This window comes from Candidatus Competibacter denitrificans Run_A_D11 (assembly GCF_001051235.1).
In the GTDB taxonomy this organism is placed as follows: domain Bacteria; phylum Pseudomonadota; class Gammaproteobacteria; order Competibacterales; family Competibacteraceae; genus Competibacter_A; species Competibacter_A denitrificans.
In genome coordinates, this window is the sequence record NZ_CBTJ020000033.1 from 20,545 (window position 1) to 46,857 (window position 26,313).

29 protein-coding genes, 1 tRNA gene and 1 other RNA gene are annotated in these 26,313 nt (G+C 56.6%); 24 read left to right on the top strand and 7 right to left on the bottom strand.

The features are described 5' to 3' along the window. The first annotated feature begins 274 nt into the window (after positions 1-274). The 15 genes from cutA (at position 275) to speD (ending at position 14,842) form a co-directional block, all read left to right on the top strand. On the top strand, positions 275-604 hold the full coding sequence (gene cutA, locus BN873_RS06990; RefSeq protein WP_048672173.1) for a divalent-cation tolerance protein CutA: 330 nt from the start codon (positions 275-277) through the stop codon (positions 602-604). Continuing rightward, positions 601-2,568, top strand: a complete 1,968-nt coding sequence (dsbD, locus tag BN873_RS06995; RefSeq protein ID WP_048672175.1) for a protein-disulfide reductase DsbD — start codon at positions 601-603, stop codon at positions 2,566-2,568. Before cutA ends, dsbD begins: the two co-directional genes overlap by 4 nt. A 99-nt stretch (positions 2,569-2,667) precedes the next feature. Beyond that, entirely contained in the window at positions 2,668-5,661 is a 2,994-nt protein-coding gene (locus tag BN873_RS07000) for an HD domain-containing phosphohydrolase (protein ID WP_048672176.1), read from the top strand. 180 nt (positions 5,662-5,841) lie between these two features. Then, the gene (locus tag BN873_RS20350) at positions 5,842-5,988 is read left to right on the top strand and encodes a hypothetical protein (protein WP_171820430.1); all 147 of its coding nucleotides are present in this window, start codon (positions 5,842-5,844) and stop codon (positions 5,986-5,988) included. Positions 5,989-5,999: 11 nt separating this feature from the next. After that, positions 6,000-6,488, top strand: a complete 489-nt coding sequence (accB, locus tag BN873_RS07005; RefSeq protein ID WP_048672343.1) for an acetyl-CoA carboxylase biotin carboxyl carrier protein — start codon at positions 6,000-6,002, stop codon at positions 6,486-6,488. Positions 6,489-6,494: 6 nt separating this feature from the next. Then, positions 6,495-7,841 (top strand): acetyl-CoA carboxylase biotin carboxylase subunit, encoded by a 1,347-nt coding sequence (accC, locus tag BN873_RS07010; RefSeq protein ID WP_048672178.1) that lies wholly within the window; start codon positions 6,495-6,497, stop codon positions 7,839-7,841. Positions 7,842-7,922: 81 nt separating this feature from the next. Then, positions 7,923-8,828, top strand: a complete 906-nt coding sequence (prmA, locus tag BN873_RS07015) for a 50S ribosomal protein L11 methyltransferase (RefSeq protein WP_048672180.1) — start codon at positions 7,923-7,925, stop codon at positions 8,826-8,828. A 162-nt stretch (positions 8,829-8,990) separates the two neighbouring features. Continuing rightward, positions 8,991-9,977 carry a tRNA dihydrouridine synthase DusB gene (gene dusB / locus BN873_RS07020; RefSeq protein WP_048672182.1) on the top strand — a complete coding sequence of 329 codons (987 nt, stop codon included), beginning with the start codon at positions 8,991-8,993 and terminating at the stop codon, positions 9,975-9,977. Continuing rightward, complete coding sequence (fis, locus tag BN873_RS07025; protein WP_048672184.1) at positions 9,974-10,243, top strand: DNA-binding transcriptional regulator Fis; 270 nt, start codon at positions 9,974-9,976, stop codon at positions 10,241-10,243. The genes dusB and fis overlap by 4 nt, the downstream gene beginning before the upstream one ends. A gap of 22 nt (positions 10,244-10,265) precedes the next feature. Next, positions 10,266-10,931: a histidinol-phosphatase gene (locus BN873_RS07030; RefSeq protein WP_048672186.1), complete on the top strand. Its 666-nt coding sequence runs from the start codon at positions 10,266-10,268 to the stop codon at positions 10,929-10,931. Between the two features lie 150 nt (positions 10,932-11,081). Further along, on the top strand, positions 11,082-11,666 hold the full coding sequence (locus tag BN873_RS07035) for an aminodeoxychorismate/anthranilate synthase component II (protein ID WP_048672187.1): 585 nt from the start codon (positions 11,082-11,084) through the stop codon (positions 11,664-11,666). A gap of 18 nt (positions 11,667-11,684) precedes the next feature. Then, on the top strand, positions 11,685-12,719 hold the full coding sequence (gene trpD / locus BN873_RS07040) for an anthranilate phosphoribosyltransferase (RefSeq protein WP_048672189.1): 1,035 nt from the start codon (positions 11,685-11,687) through the stop codon (positions 12,717-12,719). Further along, positions 12,716-13,543 carry an indole-3-glycerol phosphate synthase TrpC gene (gene trpC, locus BN873_RS07045; protein ID WP_048672190.1) on the top strand — a complete coding sequence of 276 codons (828 nt, stop codon included), beginning with the start codon at positions 12,716-12,718 and terminating at the stop codon, positions 13,541-13,543. The genes trpD and trpC overlap by 4 nt, the downstream gene beginning before the upstream one ends. An 8-nt stretch (positions 13,544-13,551) precedes the next feature. Then, complete coding sequence (locus BN873_RS07050) at positions 13,552-13,968, top strand: OsmC family protein (protein WP_048672191.1); 417 nt, start codon at positions 13,552-13,554, stop codon at positions 13,966-13,968. A 52-nt stretch (positions 13,969-14,020) separates the two neighbouring features. Next, positions 14,021-14,842 carry an adenosylmethionine decarboxylase gene (gene speD / locus BN873_RS07055; protein WP_242434389.1) on the top strand — a complete coding sequence of 274 codons (822 nt, stop codon included), beginning with the start codon at positions 14,021-14,023 and terminating at the stop codon, positions 14,840-14,842. 25 nt (positions 14,843-14,867) lie between these two features. Here speD and coq7 read toward each other — a convergent pair whose 3' ends face one another. Next, on the bottom strand, positions 14,868-15,515 hold the full coding sequence (gene coq7 / locus BN873_RS07060; protein WP_048672194.1) for a 2-polyprenyl-3-methyl-6-methoxy-1,4-benzoquinone monooxygenase: 648 nt from the start codon (positions 15,513-15,515) through the stop codon (positions 14,868-14,870). A 32-nt stretch (positions 15,516-15,547) separates the two neighbouring features. Between coq7 and BN873_RS07065 the strand changes: the two genes are divergently transcribed. From BN873_RS07065 to BN873_RS07090, 6 genes are all read left to right on the top strand, one after another. Then, positions 15,548-15,856: a (2Fe-2S) ferredoxin domain-containing protein gene (locus tag BN873_RS07065; protein WP_048672196.1), complete on the top strand. Its 309-nt coding sequence runs from the start codon at positions 15,548-15,550 to the stop codon at positions 15,854-15,856. Between the two features lie 522 nt (positions 15,857-16,378). After that, the gene (gene rplM / locus BN873_RS07070) at positions 16,379-16,813 is read left to right on the top strand and encodes a 50S ribosomal protein L13 (RefSeq protein ID WP_048672197.1); all 435 of its coding nucleotides are present in this window, start codon (positions 16,379-16,381) and stop codon (positions 16,811-16,813) included. A 28-nt stretch (positions 16,814-16,841) separates the two neighbouring features. Then, a complete protein-coding gene (rpsI, locus tag BN873_RS07075; protein ID WP_048672199.1) occupies positions 16,842-17,234 on the top strand; it encodes a 30S ribosomal protein S9 in 393 nt (130 codons plus the stop codon). Positions 17,235-17,243: 9 nt separating this feature from the next. Continuing rightward, positions 17,244-17,317 (top strand) — tRNA-Gln (locus BN873_RS07080). Between the two features lie 222 nt (positions 17,318-17,539). Continuing rightward, positions 17,540-18,670 carry a porin gene (locus BN873_RS07085; RefSeq protein WP_048672200.1) on the top strand — a complete coding sequence of 377 codons (1,131 nt, stop codon included), beginning with the start codon at positions 17,540-17,542 and terminating at the stop codon, positions 18,668-18,670. Between the two features lie 238 nt (positions 18,671-18,908). Continuing rightward, on the top strand, positions 18,909-20,018 hold the full coding sequence (locus BN873_RS07090) for a porin (RefSeq protein ID WP_048672203.1): 1,110 nt from the start codon (positions 18,909-18,911) through the stop codon (positions 20,016-20,018). Positions 20,019-20,094: 76 nt separating this feature from the next. Here the strand turns inward: BN873_RS07090 and rpiA are convergent, their stop codons facing one another. Further along, positions 20,095-20,754, bottom strand: a complete 660-nt coding sequence (gene rpiA, locus BN873_RS07095) for a ribose-5-phosphate isomerase RpiA (protein WP_048672205.1) — start codon at positions 20,752-20,754, stop codon at positions 20,095-20,097. Between the two features lie 35 nt (positions 20,755-20,789). On the opposite strand from rpiA, the gene ilvA reads away from it, so the two are divergent. From ilvA to alkB, 3 genes are all read left to right on the top strand, one after another. Next, complete coding sequence (gene ilvA / locus BN873_RS07100; RefSeq protein WP_048672206.1) at positions 20,790-22,310, top strand: threonine ammonia-lyase, biosynthetic; 1,521 nt, start codon at positions 20,790-20,792, stop codon at positions 22,308-22,310. Between the two features lie 99 nt (positions 22,311-22,409). After that, positions 22,410-23,489, top strand: coding sequence for a bifunctional DNA-binding transcriptional regulator/O6-methylguanine-DNA methyltransferase Ada (gene ada, locus BN873_RS07105; RefSeq protein WP_048672348.1), 1,080 nt, complete (start codon positions 22,410-22,412; stop codon positions 23,487-23,489). A gap of 28 nt (positions 23,490-23,517) precedes the next feature. After that, positions 23,518-24,171 carry a DNA oxidative demethylase AlkB gene (gene alkB, locus BN873_RS07110; RefSeq protein ID WP_048672209.1) on the top strand — a complete coding sequence of 218 codons (654 nt, stop codon included), beginning with the start codon at positions 23,518-23,520 and terminating at the stop codon, positions 24,169-24,171. Positions 24,172-24,307: 136 nt separating this feature from the next. Here the strand turns inward: alkB and BN873_RS07115 are convergent, their stop codons facing one another. The 5 genes from BN873_RS07115 to BN873_RS07130 form a co-directional block, all read right to left on the bottom strand. Beyond that, entirely contained in the window at positions 24,308-24,784 is a 477-nt protein-coding gene (locus BN873_RS07115) for an EVE domain-containing protein (RefSeq protein WP_048672212.1), read from the bottom strand. 27 nt (positions 24,785-24,811) lie between these two features. Then, positions 24,812-25,411: a 5-formyltetrahydrofolate cyclo-ligase gene (locus BN873_RS07120; protein WP_048672214.1), complete on the bottom strand. Its 600-nt coding sequence runs from the start codon at positions 25,409-25,411 to the stop codon at positions 24,812-24,814. 65 nt (positions 25,412-25,476) lie between these two features. Continuing rightward, positions 25,477-25,666, bottom strand: a non-coding RNA gene (gene ssrS / locus BN873_RS19060) — 6S RNA. A 28-nt stretch (positions 25,667-25,694) separates the two neighbouring features. Beyond that, positions 25,695-26,012, bottom strand: a complete 318-nt coding sequence (locus tag BN873_RS18740; RefSeq protein WP_053085262.1) for a cell division protein ZapA — start codon at positions 26,010-26,012, stop codon at positions 25,695-25,697. Then, complete coding sequence (locus tag BN873_RS07130; RefSeq protein WP_048672218.1) at positions 26,009-26,287, bottom strand: TIGR02449 family protein; 279 nt, start codon at positions 26,285-26,287, stop codon at positions 26,009-26,011. Before BN873_RS07130 ends, BN873_RS18740 begins: the two co-directional genes overlap by 4 nt. Between the last annotated feature and the right edge of the window lie 26 nt (positions 26,288-26,313).

The following is a 26,313-nucleotide window of genomic DNA, read 5'->3' on the forward strand; positions in this document are numbered from 1 at the left end:
CTCCACTGATTACGTTAAGGGTTCGCTGACACGAGGTTGGCGCCTATAGTATTAGCACTCACCTTCAATGAGTGCTAATAATAGCCGGCAAAGACACCCTGTCAAGTGCTTGGCCCTGAAGTGGGACAAAGATAAAAAATTTCAAGGGGCGGTTGGAAGAAAATTGCGCGCTGTAGCATCTATGGTTACGCTAAATCCCAGGGCTGCTGTGCGCCTATCGCCGCATTGCGCACGACCGCGTTGATCCACTATCCCGCTGCCTGAGAGAAGCTCTATGGAGACTCAACCCCTCGTCGTCTATTGCACCTGCCCCGATTCCACCGTGGCCGAGCGCATCGCCGAAACGGTCGTTGGAGAACATTTGGCCGCTTGCGCCAATATCGTGCCTGGCTTGATCTCCGTCTACCGCTGGCAAGGTCAAGTGCGGAGGGATAACGAACTGTTGCTCATCCTGAAAACCCGCGATGTGATTTACCCGCTGCTCGAAACGCGCATCCGCGCACTGCATCCGTATGACGTGCCGGAAATCATCGCGTTACCGATTCAGGTGGGTGCGGCTGATTATCTGGATTGGCTGAGCGATAACACTGGGGCACCGATATGAGAGATCTCCCACGGTGGGTAGCGGCATTAGCGGTACTGCTGGCGCTCCTGACCGAACCGGCCACCGGTGGGTTGTTCGACCGATTTGGCAGTGCTTCGCGTGCACGTATCCTCGACGCCGAGCAAGCCTTTCAGGTCGCCATCAACAGTTTGGACGCCTCGACCCTCGAAGTCCGCTGGACCATCGCGCCCGGCTACTATCTCTATCGCGATAAATTCCAGATTCAGATCGTCGATAACGCAGACATCAGCATCGCCGAACTCGATATCCCTGCCGGCCAACCGAAAGACGATCCTTATTTCGGCCAACAACAAGTGTTTCACGACGAGGCGACCCTCATCGCTCACCTACGTCGCAATTCACCTCATGAAAAAACCTTACAACTCAAGACCGGCTATCAAGGGTGCGCGGAAATCGGCGTCTGCTACCCGCCTCTCACTCAAACGATAGCGATCACCTTGCCGGAGTTGTCTGCAACAGCAAAGGCAGTGGCTCCGCCGTCGTCCAGCCAAGCAGAGCTAGCGGCGCCTCCAAAGGTGCCTAGCCAGCCAGATTTACCCACAGTGCCCCTCGCACAGGCAACAGCACCAGAGACCGGAGCGGCCTTGCCATCACCGGCAACGAGTCATCCGCGCTTGGCGACAACGCTCACCCCCGAAGCAGAACAGGATCGGCTCGCGCGGCTGTTGGGCGAACAACGCTTTTGGGCCATTCCGGCTTTTTTTGGTTTTGGATTGCTCTTGGCCTTTACGCCCTGCGTGTTCCCGATGATCCCGATTCTCTCCAGTCTGATCGTCGGTCAAGGTACGGCATTGACCCGACGCCGCGCCATCTTGCTCTCGGCGACCTATGTACTGGCGATGGCGAGCACTTACACCGTGGCCGGCTTGCTGGCGGCGTTGCTCGGCCAAAACATCCAAGCCTGGTTTCAGAATCCCTGGGTGCTCGGCCTTTTCAGTGCGCTGTTCGTGTTGTTGGCCTTGTCGATGTTCGGTTTATACGAGTTGCAACTACCCAGCCAACTTCAGAACCGGCTGGTGGATTGGAGTAACCGCCAGCGCGGTGGCCGACATGTCGGGGTCGCTATCATGGGCCTCTTGTCGGCGCTCATCGTCGGCCCTTGTGTCGCGCCGCCCTTGATCGGTGCTTTAACCTTCATCGCGGTAACGGGCGATCTGACGCTTGGTGCTGCTGCTCTGTTCGCCCTCAGTCTTGGCATGGGCGTACCGCTCTTGATCATTGGCGCGTCTGCTGGGCATTGGCTACCGCACGCCGGGCATTGGATGGAGCGCGTCAAATTCATATTCGGCGTCTTGCTGCTGGCGGTCGCACTGTGGTTGCTGGAGCGGATTCTGCCCGCCGCCGTGACCATGGTGTTGTGGGCGACGCTGCTGATCGTGACGGCAACCTATATGGGCGCATTACAACCGACCATTCAGGGCGCGGCCACCTGGCGCACGCTGATCAAGGGCTTGGGCTTAGTGTTGCTGATTTATGGAATTTTATTGCTGGTGGGTGTCGCGGCGGGTGGCCGCGATCCTTGGCAACCGCTACGGGGCGTTAGCCTGCTGGCCAACGCGGCCAGTCCGGTCGAATCGCCTCTATTTCGCCCGGTAACAACCGTAGCCGATGTCGATCAAGCCGTACAGGACGCGGGTGGTCGCATGGTATTACTGGATTTCTACGCTGACTGGTGCGTGAGCTGTAAGGAAATGGAGCGTTACACGTTCACCGATTCCAACGTGCGGGCGGCACTGACTAACATCGTAACGCTGCGGGCCGATGTGACCGCTAACAGTGCCGAACAGCAAAAATTTTTAAAGCACTTCGGCATCGTTGGGCCACCGGCGATCTTGTTCTTCGGCCCTGACGGCCAAGAACGCCGCGACTATCGCGTGGTTGGTTCCGTCGAAGCGGATGCGTTTAACCGGCACCTGCGCCGGTTGCTTGGCCAGCGAAGTTGAGAGCCATCCGGCGCACAGTGCGCAGGGTCTTTCGCCAAGCCAGTTGCCATCAAGCCAAATCCATCGCCGAGCAAATACAGAGAGGGTCACTTAAAACGAATGATCTTCGCTAACTTCCTACCTGCGCGGCGCCAATTACCGTTGCGCCTGCACATCGCAACCTTATTTATCGCATTGATTGTGCTGCTGGGTGCAACGATCATCTGGAACAGCTTCACCAAGACGACCCAACTCATCCTGCACGCGGCCGATGAGCGGTTTGAACGAATGGCCGAGCAGACGGGTCGCCAACTTCAGATGTTGGTCACGCCCGTGGCGACCACCGTCGATTTATTGGCCTGGCAGCGACTGACCGCCGATAACACGCTGATAGAGCGCCTGGATCATCTAGGTTATTTATCTGAAGCGCTGAGCCAATCGACTCATCTGGACGCCCTCTACATCGGTTACGACGATGGCGATTTCTTTCTGCTGCGTGCGCTGCCACCGAACTCGCCGCTCCGCGACGCATTAGCCGCTCCGAATGCGGCTCGCTATTTGGTGCAAAGCGTGGAGCGAAACGGAACCGAGGCAGCCACCGGCGCTTTTCTTTATTTCGATGCCGCTTTGCAGTTACTCCGCCACGAGGCGCGGCCTGACTATACGTTCGATCCTCGTAACCGCCCTTGGTATCAGGCTGCCCGCAGCCGGCCAGACCGCATCCGAACCGATCCCTATCTATTCTTCACCAGCCGCGAAGCCGGTATCACGCTCGCTCGCCGCGCCAGGATTGGCACGGCCGTCGTTGGCGCTGATCTGACCTTAAGCGCGCTCTCCGCTACATTGAATAGCAGTCGTTTATTCTCGACGACCCAGCTTGTGGTATTCGACAGCTCCGGCCAAGTCATCGCTTATCCAGAGGCCACTCGCCTGCCGCAGCAAGGCGAGGGAGGAGCATTGCGTTTGGTGAGACTACCTGAATTAAAAGAGCCATCGTTAACCGAACTGGAGCGCCATTTACCCAGGCCAGATCAGCGCAGAGCAGGATTACCACCCAAGAATTTCGCTCTGGAAGCGGCCGGTCAGACATGGCACGGCATGGTCAGAACCTTGCCTTTCGAGGGCGGAACCCCTCTCTTTCTGGGACTGGCCGTACCCCGTGCCGATCTGTTAGCAGATGCCAAACGCATCCGTGATGAAGGCGCTTTGATCGCCATCGGTCTGGTCTTGCTGGCCTTGCCGATCACCTGGTTGCTGGCGAATCGGATCGCTCGCCATCTGAAAAACCTGGTTGACGAGGCCGCGCGTATTCGTCGTTTCGATTTTCAGAAGCCTATCGTGGTGCATTCGATCATCAACGAGGTCAATCAGCTCGCCCGCGCCATGGATTTAATGAAATCCACGATTCGCCGCTTTCTCGATATCGGATCAGCCCTCACCGCCGAGCGCGATTTTGCTCGCTTATTAGATCGCGTGTTGGCCGAAACGCTGGCCTTGGCGCAAGGTGATGCCGGCATCCTGTTTCTGGTCAGCGATGATGAGCAAGAACTCCGACCCACCGCCGCTCGTGTATCGGACCCGCTGGGCACCGTAACGACTGACCGCCTGCCAACCTTGTCCCTCACGGAATCATCTCCCCACCCGTTGGTTGCGGCCGCCCAACGGACCGTGCCGCAGATCAAGCCACTGACGCCAGATGAGCCATTGGCGGCCTATATGGCTTTGCTGACCGACCCGCCCATTAAACCGGTGGGTCAATTGATTTTGGTGCCTCTGCGCAACCGGCAACAAGAACTGGTCGGCCTGTTGGCGTTGCTGAAGACGGGAACACCCCCTGATGACAATCGAATCGGCCCGGAGTTGTTGGCTTTCATTGCCGCGCTGTCGGGCACTTCGGCCGTCTCCATCGAAAATCAGCGCTTGTTTCAAGCGCAAAAACATCTCTTTGAATCATTCATCCGCTTGCTGGCTGACGCCATCGACGCGAAGAGTCCTTATACCGGTGGCCATTGCGCCCGGGTACCGGAGTTAACCAAGTTGCTCGCCCAGGCGGCTTGCGCGGATCAAGCCGGTGCGTTCCGTGATTTCACCCTGAGCACGGGGGAATGGGAAGAATTGCATATCGCTTGCTGGTTGCACGATTGCGGCAAGATCACCACGCCGGAGTATGTGGTTGACAAGGCCACCAAGCTAGAAACCCTCTACAACCGCATTAACGAGGTGCGGATGCGCTTTGAAGTCCTCAAGCGCGATGCAGAAATCACGTATTGGCGGGCAGTCGCCGAGGGCGGCAATCTAGCTGAGCTGCGAATCAAGCTCGAAGCGGACTGGCGGGCGCTGGATGACGATTTTACTTTTGTCGCGTCCTGCAATCAGGGCGGTGAATTCATGGCTCCCGATCAGATCGCCCGGCTCAAACGGTTGGCCGAACGAACCTGGCTGCGCACGCTCGACGACCGCCTCGGTCTCTCCCACGAAGAGCAAGCCCGCAAGGCGCGTGCTCCGGCCATGCCACTACCAACGGTCGAATCGCTGCTGGCCGACAAGCCGGAACACTGTTTCGAACGTCACCCCGATGATCAGATTGGGGCCGACAATCCCTGGGGATTCCAACTGAAGATACCCGAACTGCTTTACAACCAAGGCGAGGTACATAACTTGTGCGTTGCTCGTGGCACCCTGACGGAAGAGGAGCGCTATAAAATCAACGAGCATATTGTCCAGACCATCATGATGTTGTCGCGGCTGCCCTTTCCCAAACCGCTGCGGCGGGTGCCGGAGATCGCGGGCGGTCATCATGAAACGATGGATGGCCACGGTTATCCCAAGCGGCTAAAGCGCGACGAGATGAGCGTATTGGCACGGATGATGGCGATTGCAGACATTTTTGAGGCGCTGACCGCCGTTGATCGGCCCTACAAATCGGGTAAAACCTTGTCCGAGGCCCTGAAGATCATGGCGCGGATGGTGCGCGAGCAGCACATTGATGCGGAGATTTTCGCGCTGTTTCTTCGCGCCGGTGTTTACCGGCACTATGCCGAGCGTTTTCTGCGGCCTGAGCAAATCGACGCTGTTGAGATTGAGGACTATCTGACGGGTGCGCAAACCCATTAGGCCCCTGCATCACATTCTTCTGGACAGGATGGACTTCCCCACGCCTGATCATGCGACTGACACACGCCATCGACGGCTAACGTGCTGGATCGACGGTAAATCGGCTGATTTCTGGCTGGACACCTCACGGCGGTTCATGCAGAATCCGCCCTTCGTTTTGTATGGACGATTGTATGACTCATGGCTAAGCTATTGTTGCCGAACGGGCTGAATCTTCATCTTAATCTGTCGGATGCCTCCAAATCCGGTTTCCACGGCTCCACCCTCCTGACGGACACTGAGCGGCCCCAAGCAGCCAATCACTATCCTGTCACGCCACGCCGGTAACCGCCATGCCGATGGATATTCGCAAGATCAAAAAACTCATCGATCTGCTCGAAGCGTCGGGTGTCGCTGAAATTGAAATCAAGGAAGGCGAGGACTCGGTGCGGATCACCCGTCACCCCCAACCGGGGACTACGCCGCCGACCACAGCTCCGCAGCCACTTTGGAATGCGCCCGCTTACAGTCCCGCTGCCGCCATGCCCGCTCAGGCGCCGGCACCGAGCACCGTACCCCTCGGTTTACTGGAAGCAGCGCCCGAAGCGATCAAGGGCCATATCCTGCGCTCACCCATGGTCGGTACGTTCTACCGTTCCGCTTCGCCCGGCTCCAAACCGTTTGTTGAAATCGGCCAACAGGTTAACGCGGGTGACCCGGTGTGCATCATCGAAGCCATGAAAATGTTCAATCAAATCGAAGCGGATCAGACCGGCACCGTTACGCGGATTTTGGCGGAAAACGGCCAGCCCATTGAATACGATCAGCCGCTTTTGGTGATCGAATAGCCCAATATGCTCGAGAAAGTCGTTATCGCGAATCGGGGAGAAATCGCCCTACGGATTCTGCGCGCCTGCCGCGAGCTGGGCATTCGCACCGTCGCCGTCCACTCCACGGTTGACCGGGATCTCAAACATGTCCGCCTGGCTGATGAAACGGTCTGCATCGGCCCGCCGCCGGCTGCGGATAGCTATCTCAACATGCCAGCGCTGATCAGCGCGGCTGAAGTGACCGATGCGGTAGCGATCCATCCCGGCTACGGTTTTCTCTCTGAAAACGCCGATTTTGCCGAGCGCGTCGAACAAAGCGGCTTCATCTTCATCGGTCCCCGTCCTGATACCATTCGGCTGATGGGAGATAAAGTCTCCGCCATCAAAACCATGAAAGATGCCGGTGTGCCCTGTGTGCCCGGTTCTGATGGGCCGCTGGGTGACGATGATCGGGAAACCCTGCGCCTGGCACGCCAAATCGGTTATCCCCTGATCATCAAGGCGGCGGGGGGTGGCGGCGGGCGCGGAATGCGGGTCGTCAACGGTGAAGCGGCGCTCTTGACCACCATCGACCTGACCCGTAGCGAAGCGAACGCGGCCTTCGGCAATCCCACCGTGTACATGGAAAAGTATCTGGAACGGCCGCGCCACATTGAAATTCAGGTTTTGGCCGACACTCACGGCAACGCGATCCACCTTGGCGAGCGGGATTGCTCGATGCAGCGCCGCCACCAAAAAGTGATCGAGGAAGCGCCAGCGCCCGGCATCACGGCCCAGCAGCGCCGCCGCATCGGTCAGGTGTGTGTGGAAGCGTGTCGGCGGATTGGCTATCGCGGCGCCGGTACTTTTGAATTTCTCTATCAGGACGATAAATTCTATTTCATCGAAATGAATACCCGGATTCAGGTCGAGCACCCCATCACCGAACTTATCACCGGGGTCGATATCGTTAAGGAGCAGTTGCTGATCGCAGCCGGTGAACCGTTGCGCCACGAACAAAAAAATATCCATATCAACGGCCACGCCATCGAATGCCGGCTCAACGCTGAAAACCCCGATACCTTTGCCCCCTCACCCGGCACCATCACCCAATACCATTCACCCGGTGGGCCTGGCATCCGGGTCGATTCTCACGCTTACAACGGTTACCGGGTGCCGCCGAATTATGATTCGATGATCGGCAAGCTGATCGCTCACGGTGACAGCCGCGAGACCGCCATCGCCCGGATGCGCAATGCGCTGGCCGAATTGGTCATTGAAGGCATCAAAACCAACGCACCGCTGCACCAGCGGATTCTCAGTGATGCCCGTTTCATCACAGGAGGCACGGACATCCATTACCTTGAAAAGCAGTTGCTGGCTAACCGTTGAACGCCATGCCGAACGCCTTGCCGACGCTTTCCTGCCAACACACCCGGTGTCATCCACCCTTTGCACGGAAGGGGATGAGCGATGCGTGATGAGGCGAATGCCCCTTGGCTGCAACTGACGCTCGAAGCCATTGATCACTCTCCAGACCAGTTGGAAGACGCCCTACTCCAGGCGGGTGCGCTCGCAGTCACACTGACGGATGCCGGTGATCAACCGGTTCTAGAGCCAGGCCCTGGTCAAACCCCGCTGTGGGCACATACGCGGGTCACGGGGCTGTTCGATGCCCAAACCGACATCGAAGTCATCAAAAACCAATTATGCCGATTCCTGCATTCCCGCTCATTGCCGGAATGTCGGTTGAGCGAACTGGAAGAACGCGATTGGGTTCGGGCGTGGATGGAGCATTTTCATCCGATGCGTTTTGGCCAGCGCTTATGGGTTTGCCCGAAAGAGCAAACCCCACCTGAACCCACGGCGGTCAATCTCCGGCTTGATCCCGGCTTGGCCTTTGGCACCGGCACCCATCCGACCACCGCGCTGTGCCTGGAATGGCTGGATGGCGCCAACATCGTCGGTAAAACCGTCCTGGATTACGGCTGTGGCTCCGGGATTCTGGCCATCGCTGCCGCCAAGTTAGGGGCGCAGCGCGTCTGGGCCGTTGATATTGATCCACAAGCCCTGATCGCTAGTGACGACAACGCATCGGAAAATGACGTGGAAGATCGCCTGGAGCTGTCCAGCCCTAACGAGCTAGCCGCCGATCTGCAAGTGGATCTACTCTTGGCCAATATCCTGGCAGGAATCCTGGTGCGCTTAGCCCCTGAGTTTGGGCGGCGGGTCAAAGTCGGTGGCCAGCTTATCTTATCCGGCATCCTGCAAGCGCACGCCGATACCGTTCAAGCGGCTTTCATTCAAGACTTTGCGTTTGCTCCTGTCCGCTATCGGGATGACTGGGTGCTATTGACAGCCCAGCGCCGCCAGGGTTAAGCCGTCATCGCGCCCGCTAACCGCATCGCACGATCTATGTCGGGCATCACGAGGACAACGGTCCTCTATTAACGGATGGGCTGGCAAATCCCACACGTCGCGCTCGCTTCATCCATCAGCCGCATTCCGGTATGATGACTACCCCCCATCTAGCTCACTTCCATGCACATTGGCCCCTATCTTCTCGACCCGCCCGTCTTCCTGGCGCCAATGGCTGGCGTCAGCGACCGGCCGTTCCGGCAATTGTGCCGAGCGTTGGGTGCAGGACTCACGGTCTCGGAGATGGTGAGCGCCAATCCCGCGCTGTGGGATAGCCGCAAAACCCGGCTGCGGCTTGATCACACGGGCGAGCCTGGCCCGCGCAGTGTGCAGATTCTTGGCACTGACCCTGCCACCATGGCGGAAGCCGCTCGGCTCAATGTCGAGTACGGCGCCGACATCATCGACATCAACATGGGCTGCCCGGCTAAAAAAGTGTGTGGCACGCTCGCTGGGGCCGCTTTGTTGCGTGACGAATCGTTGGTTGGACGGATTCTGGACGCTGTGGTCAACGCGGTTCCAGTCCCAGTCACCCTTAAGATCCGCACAGGTTGGGATTTAACCCACCGCAATGGGCTTGCCATCGCGCGCATCGCCGAGCAAGCAGGCATTCGCGCGCTGACCGTGCATGGCCGTACCCGCGCGTGCGGCTACAGTGCGCCGGTGGATTATGCGGCGATTCATACCCTCAAGCAGGCGGTGAACATACCAGTGATTGCTAACGGCGACATCACCAGCCCGGAAAAAGCCCGCTGGGTTTTAGACTCTACTGGCGCGGACGCTGTGATGGTCGGCCGAGCCGCTCAAGGTCAACCCTGGATCTTCCGTGAGATTGCCCATTACCTGACGACCGGTCAGCGCTTGCCACTACCGGACATTACCGAGATCGGCCAATGCGTACTCGCCCATCTGCAACATCTGCATCATTTTTACGGTAAATCCACCGGGGTGCGGATTGCTCGCAAACACTTAGGCTGGTATAGCCAGCATTGGCCAACAGGTGCCGTATTTCGCACCAAAATCAATCCAGTTGAAAGCGCCGCAGCACAAGTACGGCTGACCCGCTATTTCTTCGAACATCTGGCCACCCAGGAGCCTCTGGCCGCATGAGCATCAATCCTTCCGATCCTCCGGTCGATTTATTACCCGCTACCCCGCTGCGCGATCATGTCTATGAAACATTGCGGATTTACTTTCATAATCTCGGCGGTCAAGCGCCCTGCAATCTCTATGATTTAGTACAACATGAGGTGGAACCGCCGTTATTACAGATCGTGATGCAATTCACCGGCGGCAATCAAACCAAGGCAGCAGCGATTCTGGGCATCAATCGCGGCACGCTGCGTAAAAAGCTGCGGCAATACCAGCTCGGCTAAATTTTTTCTTTTTGGGGACGGTATGAGTCTGGCGCTTTTCGATCTCGACAACACCCTGCTGGCCGATGACAGCGATTACCTGTGGGGCCGATTCCTCGTGGAACAGGGCCTAGTCGATGGCGTCTTCTACGAGCGCGAGAATCAGAAATTTTATGATTCCTATCGAGCCGGGACGCTCGATATTCATGCCTTTTTGCACTTCATGCTGCGACCGTTGACCGCGCATCCGCTGGCCACCCTACTGGCTTGGCGGGCACAATTTATCAAGGAGAAAATCGAGCCGATCATCCTGCCTAAAGCAGTCGCCCTGCTGGATAAACACCGAAAGGCCGGTGATACCTTGCTGATCATCACGGCCACCAACTGTTTTATTACAGCCCCCATTGCTGAGCGATTGGGCGTTCAGCATCTATTGGCAACCGAGATCGAATTCAGTGACGGCCGCTATACCGGCCAACCGCTCGGCATTCCCTGCTTTCAGCAAGGCAAGGTGACAAAGCTTCATGATTGGCTGGCGGCAACCGGCCATGACTTGACCGACAGTTGGTTTTATACCGATTCCCGCAATGATCTGCCTCTGCTCGTTGAAGTTGCGCATCCGGTAGCGGTGGACCCTGATGAAATCCTTGCTCAATACGCCACCGAGCGCGGCTGGCCCATCATCAGTCTGCGAGAAAACAAGCGGTAGCGTAGGCTGATCTATGTGGGCTTGCGACCGCGCGCCGTTTCCGCCACATTGCGACCCATCACACGCAGCTCCCGTCGCGCGACTTCCTGAACCAAGACTTGAAGCCGCCGAGATCAGAGTACTTCGTTGACCCTAAACGGACTACGCGCCATGCTCCTAATGATCGACAACTACGATTCGTTCACCTATAACCTCGTGCAATATCTGGGAGAATTAGGCGAAGAGGTCAAGGTGTATCGCAATGACCAGATTACCCCCGACGAGATTGCCGACCTCAATCCTGAACGCATCGTGCTCTCGCCCGGCCCCTGTACCCCTAACCAGGCGGGCGTGTCGCTGGCCACCATTGATGCCTTCGCCGGTAAAATTCCGATCTTCGGGGTTTGTCTGGGGCATCAGAGTATCGGCCAGGCGTTTGGCGGCCACATCGTCCGCGCCGGTGAGGTGATGCACGGCAAAACTTCCGCCGTTTATCATCAGGGCCAGGGTGTGTTCGCTGATCTGCCCAATCCGTTGACTGTAGTGCGCTATCATTCCCTGGTGATCGAAAAGACGACCGTTCCCGACTGCCTGGAAATCACCGCGTGGACTCAGACTGGGGACGGCGCACTCGATGAAATCATGGGTGTGCGCCACAAGACGCTGCCGGTCGAAGGCGTGCAATTCCACCCCGAATCTATTCTGAGCGAGCACGGCCACGCCCTGCTCCAAAATTTTCTCAACCAGCGACATTGATCGCTGCGGAGACGTGGTATGTCCATCACCCCCCAGGAAGCGTTGCAACGCACTATCGAGCATCGAGAAATTTTCTACGATGAAATGCTCTCGCTGATGCGCCAAATCATGGCGGGCGAAGTTTCGCCGGTCATGAGCGCCGCTATCCTCACCGGCCTGCGGGTCAAAAAGGAAACCATTGGCGAAATCAGCGCGGCCGCGACCGTGATGCGCGAGCTTTCGACCAAGGTGATGGTGCCACCGCCGCATCCGCATTTTGTGGATATCGTTGGCACCGGCGGCGACGGCTCGCACAGCTTCAATATTTCCACCACGGCAATGTTCGTGGTGGCGGCGGCTGGGGCGCAAGTCGCCAAACACGGCAATCGGGGGGTGTCATCCAAATCCGGCAGCGCCGACGTGCTGGAAGCGCTGGGCGTTCGCATCGATCTGCAAGCCGAACAGGTGGCCGCCTGCATTAGCGAAACCGGCATCGGCTTTATGTTCGCGCCGAATCATCACTCGGCCATGAAAAATGTCGCTCCGGTGCGCCGCGAGATGGGGGTACGCACCATTTTTAATATCCTTGGCCCGCTGACCAATCCCGCCAGTGCGCCGAATCAACTGATGGGCGTCTTCCATCCCGATCTGGTGGGCATTCAGGTGCGGGTGATGGAACGACTGGGCGCGCAACACGTTTTGGTGGTCTGGGGCAAGGATGGCATGGATGAGATTTCGCTGGGAGCGGCAACGCTGGTCGGCGAACTCAAAAACGGTCAGATCAGCGAGTACGAAATTCACCCGGAAGATTTCGGACTGGCGATGATGTCGGGCCGTAATCTCAAGGTGGAAAGCGCCGAGCAATCGAAAACGCTGTTGCTGAGCGTGCTCGATAACGAACCGGGCACCCCGCGCGATATCGTTGTTTTGAACGCCGGCGCCGCGCTGTATGCCGCCGATGTGGCCGCGTCCATTGCCGAGGGCATCGAACGGGCGCGGGATGCCATCGCCGGCGGTAAAGCCAAGGCCAAACTGAATGAATTCGTGCGCTGCACGCAAAAGTTGGCGACATGAGCGATACGCCTGATGTGCTCCAGCGTATCCTCGCCCGCAAGGTCGAGGAAATCGCCGAACGCAGCCAGCGGCTCAGCCTGGCCGCTGTGCGCAAACAGGCTGAAACCGCAGCGCCGACCCGTCCTTTTTTAGCCCAGATCAACGGCATCATTGCGGGCGGTGAGGCAGCGGTCATCGCGGAAATCAAACGCGCTTCACCCAGCAAGGGATTACTGCGCGATCCCTTCGAGCCGACCGCTATCGCCCGCAGTTACGCGGCGGCGGGAGCAGCGTGTCTGTCGGTGCTGACCGACCGCGACTTTTTTCAAGGCTGCGAGGAGTATCTGCAAGCCGCGCGGGCTACCTGCGCTCTGCCGGTCTTGCGCAAGGATTTCACCATCGACCCGTACCAGGTATACGAGGCGCGGGCTATCGGAGCGGACTGCATTCTGCTGATCGTGGCGGCGTTGGATCAAAACCCGTTACAAACACTGGCCAAGCTGGCCGCTGAACTCGGCATGGGGGTTCTGGTGGAAGTGCATGACGCCACCGAACTGGATCGGGCGCTGGCGCTTGATATACCGCTGATCGGCATCAATAACCGTAACTTGCGCACCTTTGCAACCCGGCTGGACACCACCTTGAATCTGCTCTCGCGCATCCCGACGGATCGCACCATCGTCACTGAAAGCGGCATTCATACCCCTGCTGATGTGGCACTGCTGCGCCAGCACGGCGTTCATGCCTTTCTGGTGGGCGAAGCCTTGATGCGGGCGGACGATCCTGGTGCTCGATTGGCCGAATTGTTCGGCGAGCACCGCCGTGGCCGCTCCAGCAGCCGATGAGATTGATGATGAAAACCCGGATCACCTGGTTGGAAGAGATGGCTTATGTCGCCCGATCCCCAAGCGGCCATGCGCTGGTGCTGGATGGTCCGCCGGAACTGGGTGGCCAGAATCTTGGCCCTCGCCCGATGGAAATGCTCTTGATGGGGATGGGCGGCTGTACCGCGATTGATGTGGTGAACATTCTGCGCAAGGCCCGACAGGATTTGCAGGGCTGTGAACTTGAACTCGAAGCCGACCGGGCCGAGAGCGACCCGAAGGTCTTCACGCAAATCCGCGTGCATTTCATTTTCACCGGCAAAAATCTGAGCACCAAGCACATCGAACGCGCCATCGAACTCTCTGCCGAGAAATACTGCTCTGCGTCGATCATGCTGGGTAAAACCGCGCAAATCAGCCACACCTTCGAGATTCGTGACGTCTGAACATCAGTGACCGAGGTGATAGTTCAGCGTTTGTGTCTGTGAGGAGCAGGATGTGATAACACTCAGACCAACGCCCAAATTGCCCTTGCAAGGCTTCAACAACCTCACGAAAACGCTCAGCTTCAATAGTTACGATATCGGTTATACCTCGACGACCGAGCAGCAAGAATGCTATCTGCGTTATCTCGATGAGACTTACAACGCCGCACGGTTGACCGACATTCTCAGCCAGGTCGCCAAGATCATCGGCGCCACTATTTTGAACGTCGCCCGGCAGGACTACGAGCCGCACGGAGCCAGCGTGACCCTGTTGTTGGCCGAACAATCGGTTGCTTCAGAAGATCTTTCGCACTCGGCCGCACCAGGGCCGCTACCGGACGCGGTGGTCTGTCATTTGGACAAAAGCCACATCACGGTACATACCTATCCAGAAAGCCATCCTGACAACGGCATCCACACCTTTCGGGCCGATATCGATGTCTCCACCTGTGGCCGCATTTCCCCACTCAAGGCGCTGAACTATCTGATGCAGTGCTTTGCGGCCGATATCGTCGTGCTCGACTATCGGGTGCGTGGCTTTGCACGGGATGAGACTGGTAAAAAGCATTTCATTGATCATCAAATCAATTCAATTCAGGATTATCTGTCCAGGGACATCCGCGAGCGCTATCAATGCATTGATGTCAATGTCTCTCAAGAGCATCTCTTCCATACCAAGCTGCTGCTGAAAGATTTTGATCTCAATGATTATTTATTCAGCATGGACCGGCAGAACATGTCACCGCACGAGCAAGCGGAAATCGAGCGGCAGGTGCGGCGGGAGATGGCGGAAATTTTTTACGGCGAAAACCTACCCAAAGGCTGGCCGATTTAACGTTATGGAACGACCCACATTTGGGCTATACCCAATAGGTGGTCTTGGTCATTATTTTTGACGCCCCTTTCATCAACAGGCGGATCGGCCACGGCAACCGAACGCCACCGGCGACAATGGCATTCGTGGCATGGCGCGCTTCATCGTCCTTCATCTGTTCCAAAACTGCCCGGCTCTGGTGATCGGCGGCCGGTAACCGCTGCAAGTGGGAGCTGAGATGGCGCACGACCTGATATTCGGTTTCCGCGACAAAGCCCAGACTCCAACGGTCGCCCGCCTTGCCGGCCAGCGCACCAATCGCAAAAGCGCCCACATAAAATAATGGGTCCAGGATACTGGGGCGGCTGCCCAGATCTTGCAGTCGTCCTTTGCACCAGGTGAGATGGTCGTTTTCCTCGTAGGCGGCCTGCTCCATGCACCCACGCACTTCATCCAGTTGTGCGGTCAGCGCTTGGCCTTGATAAAGCGCCTGAGCGCAGATTTCACCCGTATGATTGACTCTCATCAAACGGGCCGCTTCTTGCTGTTCGGCTGGTTTTAATTCATTGGCCGGGGCAATGCCAGCGCTGGGTTGCGGTCGCCCGGTGGTTGGTGGCTGACCAAACAGCGTGCGAATCGCCTGATCGAGGTTGATCAGCAAGGTATCGGCGGACGTATAGTAGCGGCTGGTCATGGCGACAAACTCATGTCTTGGAGAAAAATCCAGTGTCCTATTATCACTATCATGTATTTTTTTGCACCAACTTGCGCGCTGACGGTTCACAGTGTTGCCAGCAATATGGCGCTCAGGAAGCGCGTGATTACGTCAAGCAGCGGGTTAAAGAATTAGGATCGGTTATTCCTCATAAAATAAGGATCAACACCGCCGGTTGTATGGACCGTTGCAGCGAGGGACCGGTGCTCGTGGTCTATCCCGAAGCAACCTGGTATAGCTATGTCGATCATGCCGATCTGGATGAAATCATCACGGAACATCTGGTTGCAGGACGCACGGTGGAACGGCTACGGATTTAAGCGTCTGCACCGGTGCTAAGACGCCCATTGACATTGAAGGACTCCAGGGATGGACGACGACCCCGCCAGCTTGAGGCGTCGCGTCGTGGCCCTACGGCGGGCCAGTTCGACGGAGACGTTGCCCGCCGACCCAGAGCGCACCGACGGGCGGCCATGAATGTGGTGTTGCGACAGCATTCGCACTATACTCTTCAATGGGTTAGGGTATGCGGTTAGGTAAAGAAGACCCGGAAGAACCTGTAAAACCCGCCGGGCAGAGTGACGAAAGTCGTAGGACGGGGAGCGTCCAAACTGATGCGCGTGGAGTGGCAAAACCCACCTGCCGGCCTGTCCGGCGGGGCTACGGTGAAGCGCGAATGAACCCGGCTGATGAGGCGAGGTTTGGACCGAGCCGAAATCAGTCATGGCGCAACTCCAACTCTTCTCTTCACCCGCTATCGAAGTCTTGTAAGGCGAGTTGTGCTTTCGTACAATGCGCGACTCCCTACGCGGACATGGATTTTTTTGGAGCTTCTAAATAATATGAAAACTTTCAGCGCCAAGCCAGCCGAGGTCAAGCGCGACTGGTATGTGATCGACGCCTCGGATCAGGTTCTGGGTCGGCTGTCGACAGAAATTGCCCGCCGTTTGCGAGGCAAACATAAACCTGAATATACCCGCCATATCGATACGGGCGACTACATCATCGTGGTCAACGCCGCGAAAGTGCGCGCGACCGGCCGCAAGGAAACCGATAAGGTTTACTACCACACGACCGGTTATGTGGGCAACATCAAATCCGTATCCTTGGAAAAGCTGCGCAAGTCTAATCCCGAGCGCATTGTGCAGATTGCCGTAAAAGGCATGTTGCCCAAGAATCCTCTGGGTCGGGCCATGTTTCGTAAACTGAAAGTTTACGCTGGCCCTGAACACCCACATACCGCCCAGCAGCCATTACCGCTGCCGATAAGCTCATGATGACCGGTAGCCGGAAGGTACATAACGCATGATTGAGAACCAACATTACGGCACGGGTCGGCGCAAGACTGCCGCCGCTCGTGTGTTTTTGCGGCCGGGCACCGGCAAGATTACCGTTAATCAACGACCCCTAGAGCAATATTTCGGTCGTGAAACATCCTGCATGGTGGTCCATCAGGCGTTGGAAACCGTTCAACTGAATGACCGGTTTGACGTTTACGTGACGGTTAAAGGTGGTGGGATCACAGGTCAAGCGGGCGCTATTCGCCATGGCCTGACGCGCGCGCTCATCGAATACGACGAGAGTCTGCGCGCTCCGCTGCGCAAAGCGGGCTTCGTCACTCGCGACGCTCGTGAAGTGGAGCGTAAGAAAGTCGGTCTACGCAAAGCTCGGCGCGCAACGCAGTACTCTAAGCGCTAACGTTTTCCTTGGGGGATCGTCTAGCGGCAGGACTACGGACTCTGACTCCGTCAACCTAGGTTCGAATCCTAGTCCCCCAGCCACTCACTAACCCACCTACTTTTTATAGAAGGTGGGTTTTTTATGGTTTGGCTTTAAAGAAAAAAGCAACAAATTGTTGTATCATTGAAACAATAAATTAAATTTTGTGTTTTTTTTGAAAATTTCAGTTGCATTTGTGCTTCAAAATGCGTATAAATTTCTTTAGCGAATTTCGAACGCCCTTTTGTTGTGTATTTACAACACAAACCTAGGAGTTTAATTTTATGAAAAAGTCTGCTCTTGTGGTGGCTGTGGCCGCTGCGCTGGTTGGGTTCGGTACTGCCGCGCACGCTGATACCACGCTGTATGGTTCGGCCCGCGTCTCTGTTGATTATGATGATGTCGATACCACCTATCTGAACGCTCGGCAGCCCAATGGCGCACTGGTCCCCTTTACGCGCGGCTTCAATGCCTGGGATGTCTTCAACAACACATCGCGCCTGGGTGTACGTGGTGAAGAAGAATTAGGTGGCGGCTTGAGCGCTATCTATCAGTATGAGTTCGGTGTTGATGTGACTGATGGCGGCAACCTCCAGAGTAATCGCCCCAAGTGGGTTGGCTTGAAAGGTGGCTTCGGCTCGATTACGGCCGGTACCCAATGGACCCCGTACTATAACGCCATCGCGGTTGGCGATATTTTCAACAGCTCCAAGTTCTATGACAAAGACGTCTATCTGGGCGACAGCTTTGGCGTGCGGATGGACAACAGCATCGTTTATGCCACCCCGAATCTGAGCGGTTTCAAGGCTGAAGTGATGCTGGTGATGAACGGTTCCTGCTCACCGAATGATCCGGTCACACCGGCTGATTTGTGCAAAACCGGTGCCGACAACAAGCTGAACGGCAACTTGAGCAACGATCTGGATATGTGGAATCTGGGCCTGTCGTACAAGAATGGCCCCTTCTTCCTGGGTGCGTCCTATATGTCCCTGGAAGGCAGCTCCTTTGATAACTTCGTCACCCGGCCGACTTGGGATGGCAATCAGTGGGGCGTCGCGGTCGGCTTCAATACCGGGCCGTTTGCCGTCTCGCTGGCTTATGAAAATGGCGATCTCAACGTCCTTAACTTCGGCAAAACCCAAAACCTCATCTTGACTGGCCAATATACCTTCGGACCCAATGTGCTGCGCGCTGCGTATACGCATTCCAGCCCCGAAGATGACCGTATCGGTGTCGTCAGCAATGGTGTTGCCGGCGTTCTTCTCCAAGACGACCGCAGCAACTGGGCATTGGGTTATCAGTATAACCTCAGCAAGCGCACCCGCGTCTGGGTCGAGTACCTCGGTCAGGAAGTTGATAACGATCTGGTCGGCAGCACACAGACCATCTCAATCGGGACTCGCCACGACTTCTAAGGCTTAACAGCCTCGTCAGCAATACCAAACGGACGCCCTAGGGCGTCCGTTTTCTTTTGTGTGTCTTTTGCGATGATCGTTGCTTTCTAACAAATAAGTTGTTTTTTTATAAATAAACAGTTGCTTTTTTGATTCATTTATTCTATAAATAATCTCGAATTACTTAAAAATACCTTCCAATGATCGGAAAGCGTATTACTTAAACGTGCTTTAAATTCTTAATAGCCAGGACTTTCCCATGAAAAATCACTTGGTTGCTTTTGCTGTTGCAGCCTCCCTCGCCGCCCCATTCGCCGCACAAGCCGATACGATCTTGTATGGGTCTGCGCGTGTCTCTCTGGATTACAGCGATGAAAGCAACTCGCTGTTTAACGGTGATGGTAGCTGGGATGTCTTTAACAACAGCTCGCGACTTGGTGTCTTGGGATCGGAAGAGTTGGGAGGTGGCTTGAGCGCCATCTACCAGTACGAGTTCGGCGTTGACCTGACCGAGGGTGGCAATTTAGAGAGCAACCGGCCGAAGTTTGTCGGTCTGAAAGGTGGCTTTGGCCAGATCTCTGTGGGTACTCAGGAAACTCCTTATTACCATATCGCGAGTGTCACGGACATCTTCAACACAGATCGCTCGTTTGGCAGCACTGCCTTTCTAGGCGGCTCATTCAATGGCTTTAGCCTCAACACCGGGGCAGATCGGGATCTCGGTGACGGCGCGCTGGTTCGTTTGGAAAACAGTATTTACTACACCACACCCGACATGGGCGGCCTTAGCATCGAAGCCATGTTGGTCGCCAACGGCGGTAGTAACAGTACACAAGGCCGTTCCAATGATATCGATCTTTGGAATATCGCCGCCAAATATAGCGGTGGCCCCTTCTCCGCCGGTGTCAGCTATATCCGCCTCAATGGTGACGATAGGGTTGCACTCAGCAACGGCATTAGCGTCGATCTTGACCTGGATCAGTGGGTTGCCAGCGTTGGCTTCACGGCTGACCCTTTCAGTATCGGTCTCATCTATGAGCAAGGGACTCTGAACGAATTTGGGCTGCTCGGTACCGCCCGATTCTCGCCTGGTACGCCCGCTCGCTTTGGTGACAGCGACGCAAAAAATATCTATCTCGCTGGCGAGTATCGGTTTGCCAACAACACGATTCGGGCCGCCTACGGCCGGATGGATACTGGACTGAACGTGCTAGGCTCCGACGAAACCATGGACAATTATCTGATCGGCTATCAGTACGATTTCAGCAAGCGGACCCGTTTATGGGTTGAATACATCGGTCGCAGTAGCGACTCGGTGCTCTATGGCGACCAAAACGCGGTCTCCATCGGGACGAGAGTGGATTTCTAAAATAACAAAAGCCTGACATCAGGCGTAAGGGCGGCGGGCACTGCAACGCAGTGCCCGTTTTTTATTGCGTTAGCCATCAACATCGCAAGGTTTGGACGCCGTTCTTCGTGCCTAACAAGACGATATCCGCTGGGCGTAAGGCAAACAAACCCACCGTAACGATCCCTGCAATATTGTTCAATTCCGCTTCTAGCTTGGCCGGCTCCAGAATGTGCAAGTTGTAAACGTCTAAAATGATATTGCCGTTGTCAGTAACAAAATTCTCTCGAAATACCGGCTGCCCCCCACGTTTGTGCAACTCGCGCCCGACGTGGCTGCGCGCCATCGGTATGACCTCGACCGGCAGAGGGAAGCCACCCAATGTATCCACCAGCTTGGATTCATCAGCAATACAAACGAATAATTCGCTAGCCGCCGCCACGATCTTTTCACGGGTTAGCGCGCCGCCTCCCCCCTTGATGAGCTGCAACCGCGCATTAGCCTCATCCGCGCCATCCACGTAAAGAGGCAACGGGCCAACCGCGTTGAGATTTAAGACCGGAATGCCAGCGGCTTTCAGGCGCTGGGTGGTCGCTTCCGAACTGGACACCACACCGTCTAGTCGGGATTTGATTCGCGCCAGCGCGTCAATAAAATAATTGGCGGTTGAACCGGTGCCGACGCCTAAAACCGTATTATCTTCGACATAAGCGAGCGCAGCCTCAGCGGCGCGTTTTTTCATGTCATCTGTGGACATGCAACTCTCCTCCCCTGCTCTTTGTAAGCATCCTCATGTACGACTATATCAAAAAGATCCTGACCGCTCGGGTTTACGATGTCGCCATCGAATCGCCTTTGGAGGTGATGAGTCGTTTATCACGGCGTCTGAATAACCGAGTGTTGCTCAAGCGTGAAGACTTGCAGCCGGTCTTTTCCTTTAAGCTGCGCGGCGCCTATAACAAAATGGCCAATCTACCCCGCGCGGCGCTGGAAAAAGGCGTTATTTGCGCCTCGGCCGGCAATCACGCCCAAGGCGTCGCCCTGAGCGCGCAGCGGCTCGGCGCCAAAGCGACTATCGTCATGCCGCGCACCACGCCAGCGATTAAGATCCAGGCGGTGCGCGACCGAGGCGGCAAAATTGTGCTGTTTGGCGATAATTACGACGAAGCCTATCAGCACGCCCGTCAGTTGGAAGCCGAAAAAGGCTTGACCTTCATCCATCCCTATGATGACCCCGATGTGATCGCCGGCCAAGGCACTATCGGTATGGAAATCCTGCGTCAGCACCCCGACCACATCGAAGCGATTTTTATTGCAGTCGGCGGCGGCGGTTTGATTGCTGGAATCGCCGCTTTCATCAAATATCTGCGGCCGGAAATCAAGATCATTGGGGTGGAGCCAGACGATGCCGCTTCGATGTACCAAGCCCTCAAACAGGATCGGCGGGTGGTGCTCGATCAGGTGGGTATTTTCGCCGACGGCGTGGCGGTCAGGCAGGTAGGCGAGGAAACCTTCCGACTGGCGCGGGAACGGGTCGATGAAATGATTGTTGTGTCCACCGACGAAATTTGTGCCGCGATCAAGGATATTTTCGATGACACCCGCGCTATTGCTGAACCCGCCGGCGCGCTCGGCGCCGCAGGCTTGAAAAAATATGTCGAGCGCACCGGCGTCACCGGCGCCAATTTGATTGCGCTCAATTGCGGCGCGAATATCAATTTCGACCGCTTGCGCCATGTCGCCGAACGCGCCGAACTGGGCGAGCGACGGGAAGCCTTGCTGGCGGTCACCATCCCGGAACAGCCGGGTAGTTTTCGCCGCTTCTGCCAAACCATCGGTAAACGCTCGATCACCGAATTTAATTATCGCTACGCCGACACCCGCCAGGCGCAGGTTTTCGCCGGCATCCAGTTGACCGAGGGGGACGGTGAAAAAAACCGCATCATTGAAACCCTGCGCGAACACAGCTATCCGGTGCTGGATCTCAGCGATAACGAGATGGCGAAACTGCACATCCGCTATATGGTGGGCGGTCATGCACCCGGCTTGCGAGATGAATTGTTGTATCGCTTCGAGTTTCCCGAACGGCCAGGGGCGTTGCTGCAATTCCTGACTGGCATGGCGCACGATTGGAATATCAGTCTCTTCCACTATCGCAATCACGGCTCCGATCATGGCCGGGTGCTGGTCGGCATCCAAGTATCGACAGCAGAACGGGGGCAATTCGACCAGTTCATCCACAAACTCGGCTATCCCTACGCCGACGAAACCGATAATCCCGCTTATCGCCTGTTTCTGGATAGTCGCGGCTAATCTGTAACAGTCGAATTTGAAAGCAAGATTCGGAGTGAACCGATAAGCAAACGTCGCTAAAGTTCCAACCATCTTATGGCTGGTCGAAAGGAACCCATGATGAACGCCGCTGTGAAAAACTCACACCATGCCGTCACCACGCAGAACGATCCTCGGTGGGCCGCCGTGGTCGCTCGTGACGCCAAGGTGGCTGACCGGTTTTTCTACTCGGTCCAGACCACGGGCGTGTACTGCCGCCCTTCATGCGCCGCCCGCTTAGCGCGACCGGAACATGTCCGTTTTCACCCAACACGCGAAGAAGCCGAACAAGCCGGTTTCCGACCTTGCCAGCGTTGTAAGCCAGATCAGCCGCCTTTGCTCGAACAACACGCGATCAAGATCACTGAAGCTTGTCGGATCATCGAAGCATCGGAGACCACACCGGGCATTGCAGAACTAGCAAAGCGTGTCGGCATCAGCACGTACCATTTTCATCGCCTTTTCAAGACGATCACTGGACTGACGCCAAAAGCCTACGCAGCGGCGCGGCGCGCACAATGGGTGCGCCACACCCTTAGTCACAGCAACACGGTAACGGACGCAGTTTTCGAGGCGGGCTACCACTCCAGCAGCCGTTTTTACCAGCGATCCAACGAGGTTCTGGGCATGACGCCGACCAAATACCGCGCAGGTGGCCTCAACATACTCATTCGCTTTGCCATTGGGCAATGCTCGCTGGGGTCGATCCTGGTCGCCGAAAGCGCTCATGGCGTGTGCGCCATTTTCTTGGGCGATGATCCCGAACGGCTAGCCTATGACCTGCAAGACCGCTTCCCCCGCGCCACGCTGATCGGCGGCGACAGCGCCTTTGAGCAGCGCGTCGCCAAGGTCATCGGCTTTATCGAACAACCGGCTATCGGCCTGGATTTGCCGCTCGATGTGCGCGGCACCGCCTTTCAACAGCGCGTTTGGCAAGCCCTACGGGAGATTCCGGTTGGAGCAACAGCCAGTTATACCGACATTGCCCAACGAATTGGCGCTCCGAATACAGCGCGGGCCGTCGCTGGGGCCTGTGCAGCGAATAGTTTGGCGGTCGCCATTCCGTGCCATCGCGTCATCCGCAACGATGGCGGTCTGTCCGGTTACCGCTGGGGTGTGGAGCGCAAGCGCGCCCTATTGGCGAAGGAAGCCGACTCATGAATCGGCGGCTACCGGCATAGAGCCAGCCATGACCTTGCCTCTGTTTGAGGATGCGGAATCAGGCCAGCCATGGCGCGAGGCCCTGTGTCCCGGCGCGGTCGTGTTGCACAACTTCGCCACAGCGGCCGGGGCCACGCTGCTCACGACCCTGCACGATATCGCACGGCAAGCGCCGTTTCGGCACATGATCACGCCGGGCGGCTTTCGCATGTCGGTGGCCATGACGAACTGTGGCTCCTGCGGCTGGCTGTCGGATCGCACCGGCTACCGCTACGCGGCGACCGATCCGGAAAGCGGTAAACCTTGGCCTCCCTTGCCGGAGGCGTACCTGAAACTGGCACGCGCAGCGGCCGCGAGCGCCGGTTTTCCAGACTTCGAGCCGGATGCATGTCTCATCAACCGCTACGCACCTGGCGCCCGGCTGTCGCTGCATCAAGACAAGGATGAGCGAGATTTTACTCAGCCTATCGTCTCGGTTTCACTGGGCCTGCCGGCAGTGTTTCTATTCGGTGGTTTACGGCGGAACGACAAAGCCGCTCGCGTGCTCTTGACGCACGGCGCTGTGGTGGTCTGGGGCGGGCCAGCGCGGTTGCGCTATCATGGGATTCTGTCGCTCAAAGCTGGATATCACCCCCTGGTGGGCGAACAACGGATCAATCTGACTTTTCGTAAAGCCATCTAATCAATCCTTTCATCCAGGCCGCTGAGACACGTTTTGGACTTAAATTTCCAAGGTATCCACCAGCGCCCGTCTAATTCGACTTGATAAGACCAAAGTCTGATCCCTATCCAACTTGCGGCCGAGCTAAATAACGCTTTCATGGCATTGAGCTAATTTCCAACCCCACCACCACGGCCCATTGAGCCTCGGTTACCGGTAAGACCGACAGGCGGTTACCCCGGCGGAGTAAGGCAAAATCGCCTAACACCGCCTGATGGTGTTTCAACTCAGTTAAGGTGATGGGTCGGCGCATACGGCGCACCAACCGCACATCGACTCGGTGCCAGCGGGGTTGTTGCCAGGTGCTGGTGGGGTCATAGTAAGGACTGGCGGGATCAAAAGCGGTTTCGTCCGGGTAGCCTTCCCGCACCACCTCGACAATACCAACGATGGCCGGCTTTAGCATACCGGAATGATAGAAAAACGCTTGATCGCCCTGACGCAGGGCATCGCGCAGAAAATTACGAGCCTGATAGTTGCGCACCCCTTCCCAAGCCGTGGTCTGCTGGGGTGACGCTTCAAGATCGGCAAAACTAAACGCCGTGACTTCCGATTTCAGCAGCCAATAAGCCACGGCTTATCCCCTTTCGCTCTGGCTGGTTTAGCGAAATTCATAGAAAGCAGCTTCCGTCACTACAGCATCCAAAGGCACATCCCAGTGTTCACGGATTAACAACTCAGGGCTTTTCTGGAACTCGTAACCCAAACCCAACAAATAGGGCCGCTGACCCTGATACGCTGGATTAGCCAAGAAAGCAAAACTACGGTCGTAGAATCCGCCACCCATACCGAGACGAGTTCCTGTGCTGTCGAAAGCCACCAGCGGCACCAAAACCAAATCCAGTTGCTCAGGCGACAACCACTCATCTGGGGAGATGGCGGGTTCAGGAATGTTAAATCGGTTGGGACGTAAGGGCGAATCGGGCCGATAGGGTGCAAAGTGTAGCGTTCCCACCGGATCGTTGACGATGACCGGCAAGTAGACTTGCTTGTTGGTCGCCCACGCCCGTTCGAGCAATGGTCGCGGATCAAGCTCTCCCTGGCAGGCCCAATAACCCGCGATATGACACGCTTCAGCATAGACTAGATCATCAGGGACTCGCGCCGCCACCGAGAGAGCCGCTTGCCAGCACTCATCAGCGAGCATCGCGCGTCTGCTGGCACGCAATCGTTCGCGCAAGTTGCGGCGCTCAAGCGGCACGAAAGGGAAGCCTCAAAAAATAAAGGCGACCGCAGTCGCCAAGACACACAATCAACATCAAGAAGGCGCTCTCCGCTGATGCCGTTTTGGGCCATTGCCCTTGAACCGCGCGGGCTCAAAGCGGGGAACAGAGCGGCGAATCAGGCTTCCCGCTACAAGGCGGACATGCACACAACGCCGACGACTATCACCCTGGGTAGAATTAAATAGGATCAAGGGGTTACCCGACCCTTTACTCGTACACCCCAGAGAGCGCCAAACCTAAAACACTATTTGACTCAGATTATAACCCATCCGGTACAGATTTGCTAAGAATCGCATCAATTTTTTGTGCCATATCCTCGACATAATGATTAACAACTGCGTCGGTCTCGGTCAATTGTCGCTGTTGCCGCAGCAGCTCGTGGCTGAGATTCATCGCCGCCATCACCGCCACCGCATCCAGGCTCAAAAGCTTGCTGCTGCGATCCCGGACCTCACGCATTTTCTCGTCCAGATACCGGCCCGCCTCCAGCAGATCCTCATGTTCGGCCGGCGTACACGCAAAGCGATATTCGCCCCCAAGCAGATGCACAGTTACCCCGATAGTCCCCTGGCTCACGATGCTTGCTCCAAATTCTTGAGACGAACGATCATGGCCTCGATCCGGGAACGCGATTGTTCATTTTTTTCGCGCAACTGATCACACTCAGCTTGCAATGTGCGGTTTCGCTCATCCAGGGAACGATTCTCTTGCAAGAGTTGCTCACAAAACCCCATTAACCGTTCAACCCGCTCGGCGAGAATGGCCAAGCCACTCGCGGCGGTTTCCGGGGCGCTCTCCAGCGGATCGGTTTCGGCCGACAACGCATTTTCGTAAAAATGTTCGATTTCCATGGGAGTACTATAGAGTGGCTTTTCTG

Coding starts and splice junctions, on each gene's coding strand:
- trpC (WP_048672190.1), top strand. CDS start 12,716: ATGAGCGATACGCCTGATGTGCTCCAGCGTATCCTCGCCCGCAAGGTC.
- BN873_RS07090 (WP_048672203.1), top strand. CDS start 18,909: ATGAAAAATCACTTGGTTGCTTTTGCTGTTGCAGCCTCCCTCGCCGCC.
- rplM (WP_048672197.1), top strand. CDS start 16,379: ATGAAAACTTTCAGCGCCAAGCCAGCCGAGGTCAAGCGCGACTGGTAT.
- ada (WP_048672348.1), top strand. CDS start 22,410: ATGAACGCCGCTGTGAAAAACTCACACCATGCCGTCACCACGCAGAAC.
- accC (WP_048672178.1), top strand. CDS start 6,495: ATGCTCGAGAAAGTCGTTATCGCGAATCGGGGAGAAATCGCCCTACGG.
- BN873_RS07000 (WP_048672176.1), top strand. CDS start 2,668: ATGATCTTCGCTAACTTCCTACCTGCGCGGCGCCAATTACCGTTGCGC.
- BN873_RS20350 (WP_171820430.1), top strand. CDS start 5,842: ATGGCTAAGCTATTGTTGCCGAACGGGCTGAATCTTCATCTTAATCTG.
- ilvA (WP_048672206.1), top strand. CDS start 20,790: ATGTACGACTATATCAAAAAGATCCTGACCGCTCGGGTTTACGATGTC.
- accB (WP_048672343.1), top strand. CDS start 6,000: ATGGATATTCGCAAGATCAAAAAACTCATCGATCTGCTCGAAGCGTCG.
- BN873_RS07085 (WP_048672200.1), top strand. CDS start 17,540: ATGAAAAAGTCTGCTCTTGTGGTGGCTGTGGCCGCTGCGCTGGTTGGG.
- prmA (WP_048672180.1), top strand. CDS start 7,923: ATGCGTGATGAGGCGAATGCCCCTTGGCTGCAACTGACGCTCGAAGCC.
- alkB (WP_048672209.1), top strand. CDS start 23,518: ATGACCTTGCCTCTGTTTGAGGATGCGGAATCAGGCCAGCCATGGCGC.
- dusB (WP_048672182.1), top strand. CDS start 8,991: ATGCACATTGGCCCCTATCTTCTCGACCCGCCCGTCTTCCTGGCGCCA.
- cutA (WP_048672173.1), top strand. CDS start 275: ATGGAGACTCAACCCCTCGTCGTCTATTGCACCTGCCCCGATTCCACC.
- BN873_RS07050 (WP_048672191.1), top strand. CDS start 13,552: ATGAAAACCCGGATCACCTGGTTGGAAGAGATGGCTTATGTCGCCCGA.
- BN873_RS07030 (WP_048672186.1), top strand. CDS start 10,266: ATGAGTCTGGCGCTTTTCGATCTCGACAACACCCTGCTGGCCGATGAC.
- rpiA (WP_048672205.1), bottom strand. CDS start 20,754: ATGTCCACAGATGACATGAAAAAACGCGCCGCTGAGGCTGCGCTCGCT.
- rpsI (WP_048672199.1), top strand. CDS start 16,842: ATGATTGAGAACCAACATTACGGCACGGGTCGGCGCAAGACTGCCGCC.
- dsbD (WP_048672175.1), top strand. CDS start 601: ATGAGAGATCTCCCACGGTGGGTAGCGGCATTAGCGGTACTGCTGGCG.
- trpD (WP_048672189.1), top strand. CDS start 11,685: ATGTCCATCACCCCCCAGGAAGCGTTGCAACGCACTATCGAGCATCGA.
- BN873_RS07035 (WP_048672187.1), top strand. CDS start 11,082: ATGCTCCTAATGATCGACAACTACGATTCGTTCACCTATAACCTCGTG.
- fis (WP_048672184.1), top strand. CDS start 9,974: ATGAGCATCAATCCTTCCGATCCTCCGGTCGATTTATTACCCGCTACC.
- BN873_RS07130 (WP_048672218.1), bottom strand. CDS start 26,287: ATGGAAATCGAACATTTTTACGAAAATGCGTTGTCGGCCGAAACCGAT.
- coq7 (WP_048672194.1), bottom strand. CDS start 15,515: ATGACCAGCCGCTACTATACGTCCGCCGATACCTTGCTGATCAACCTC.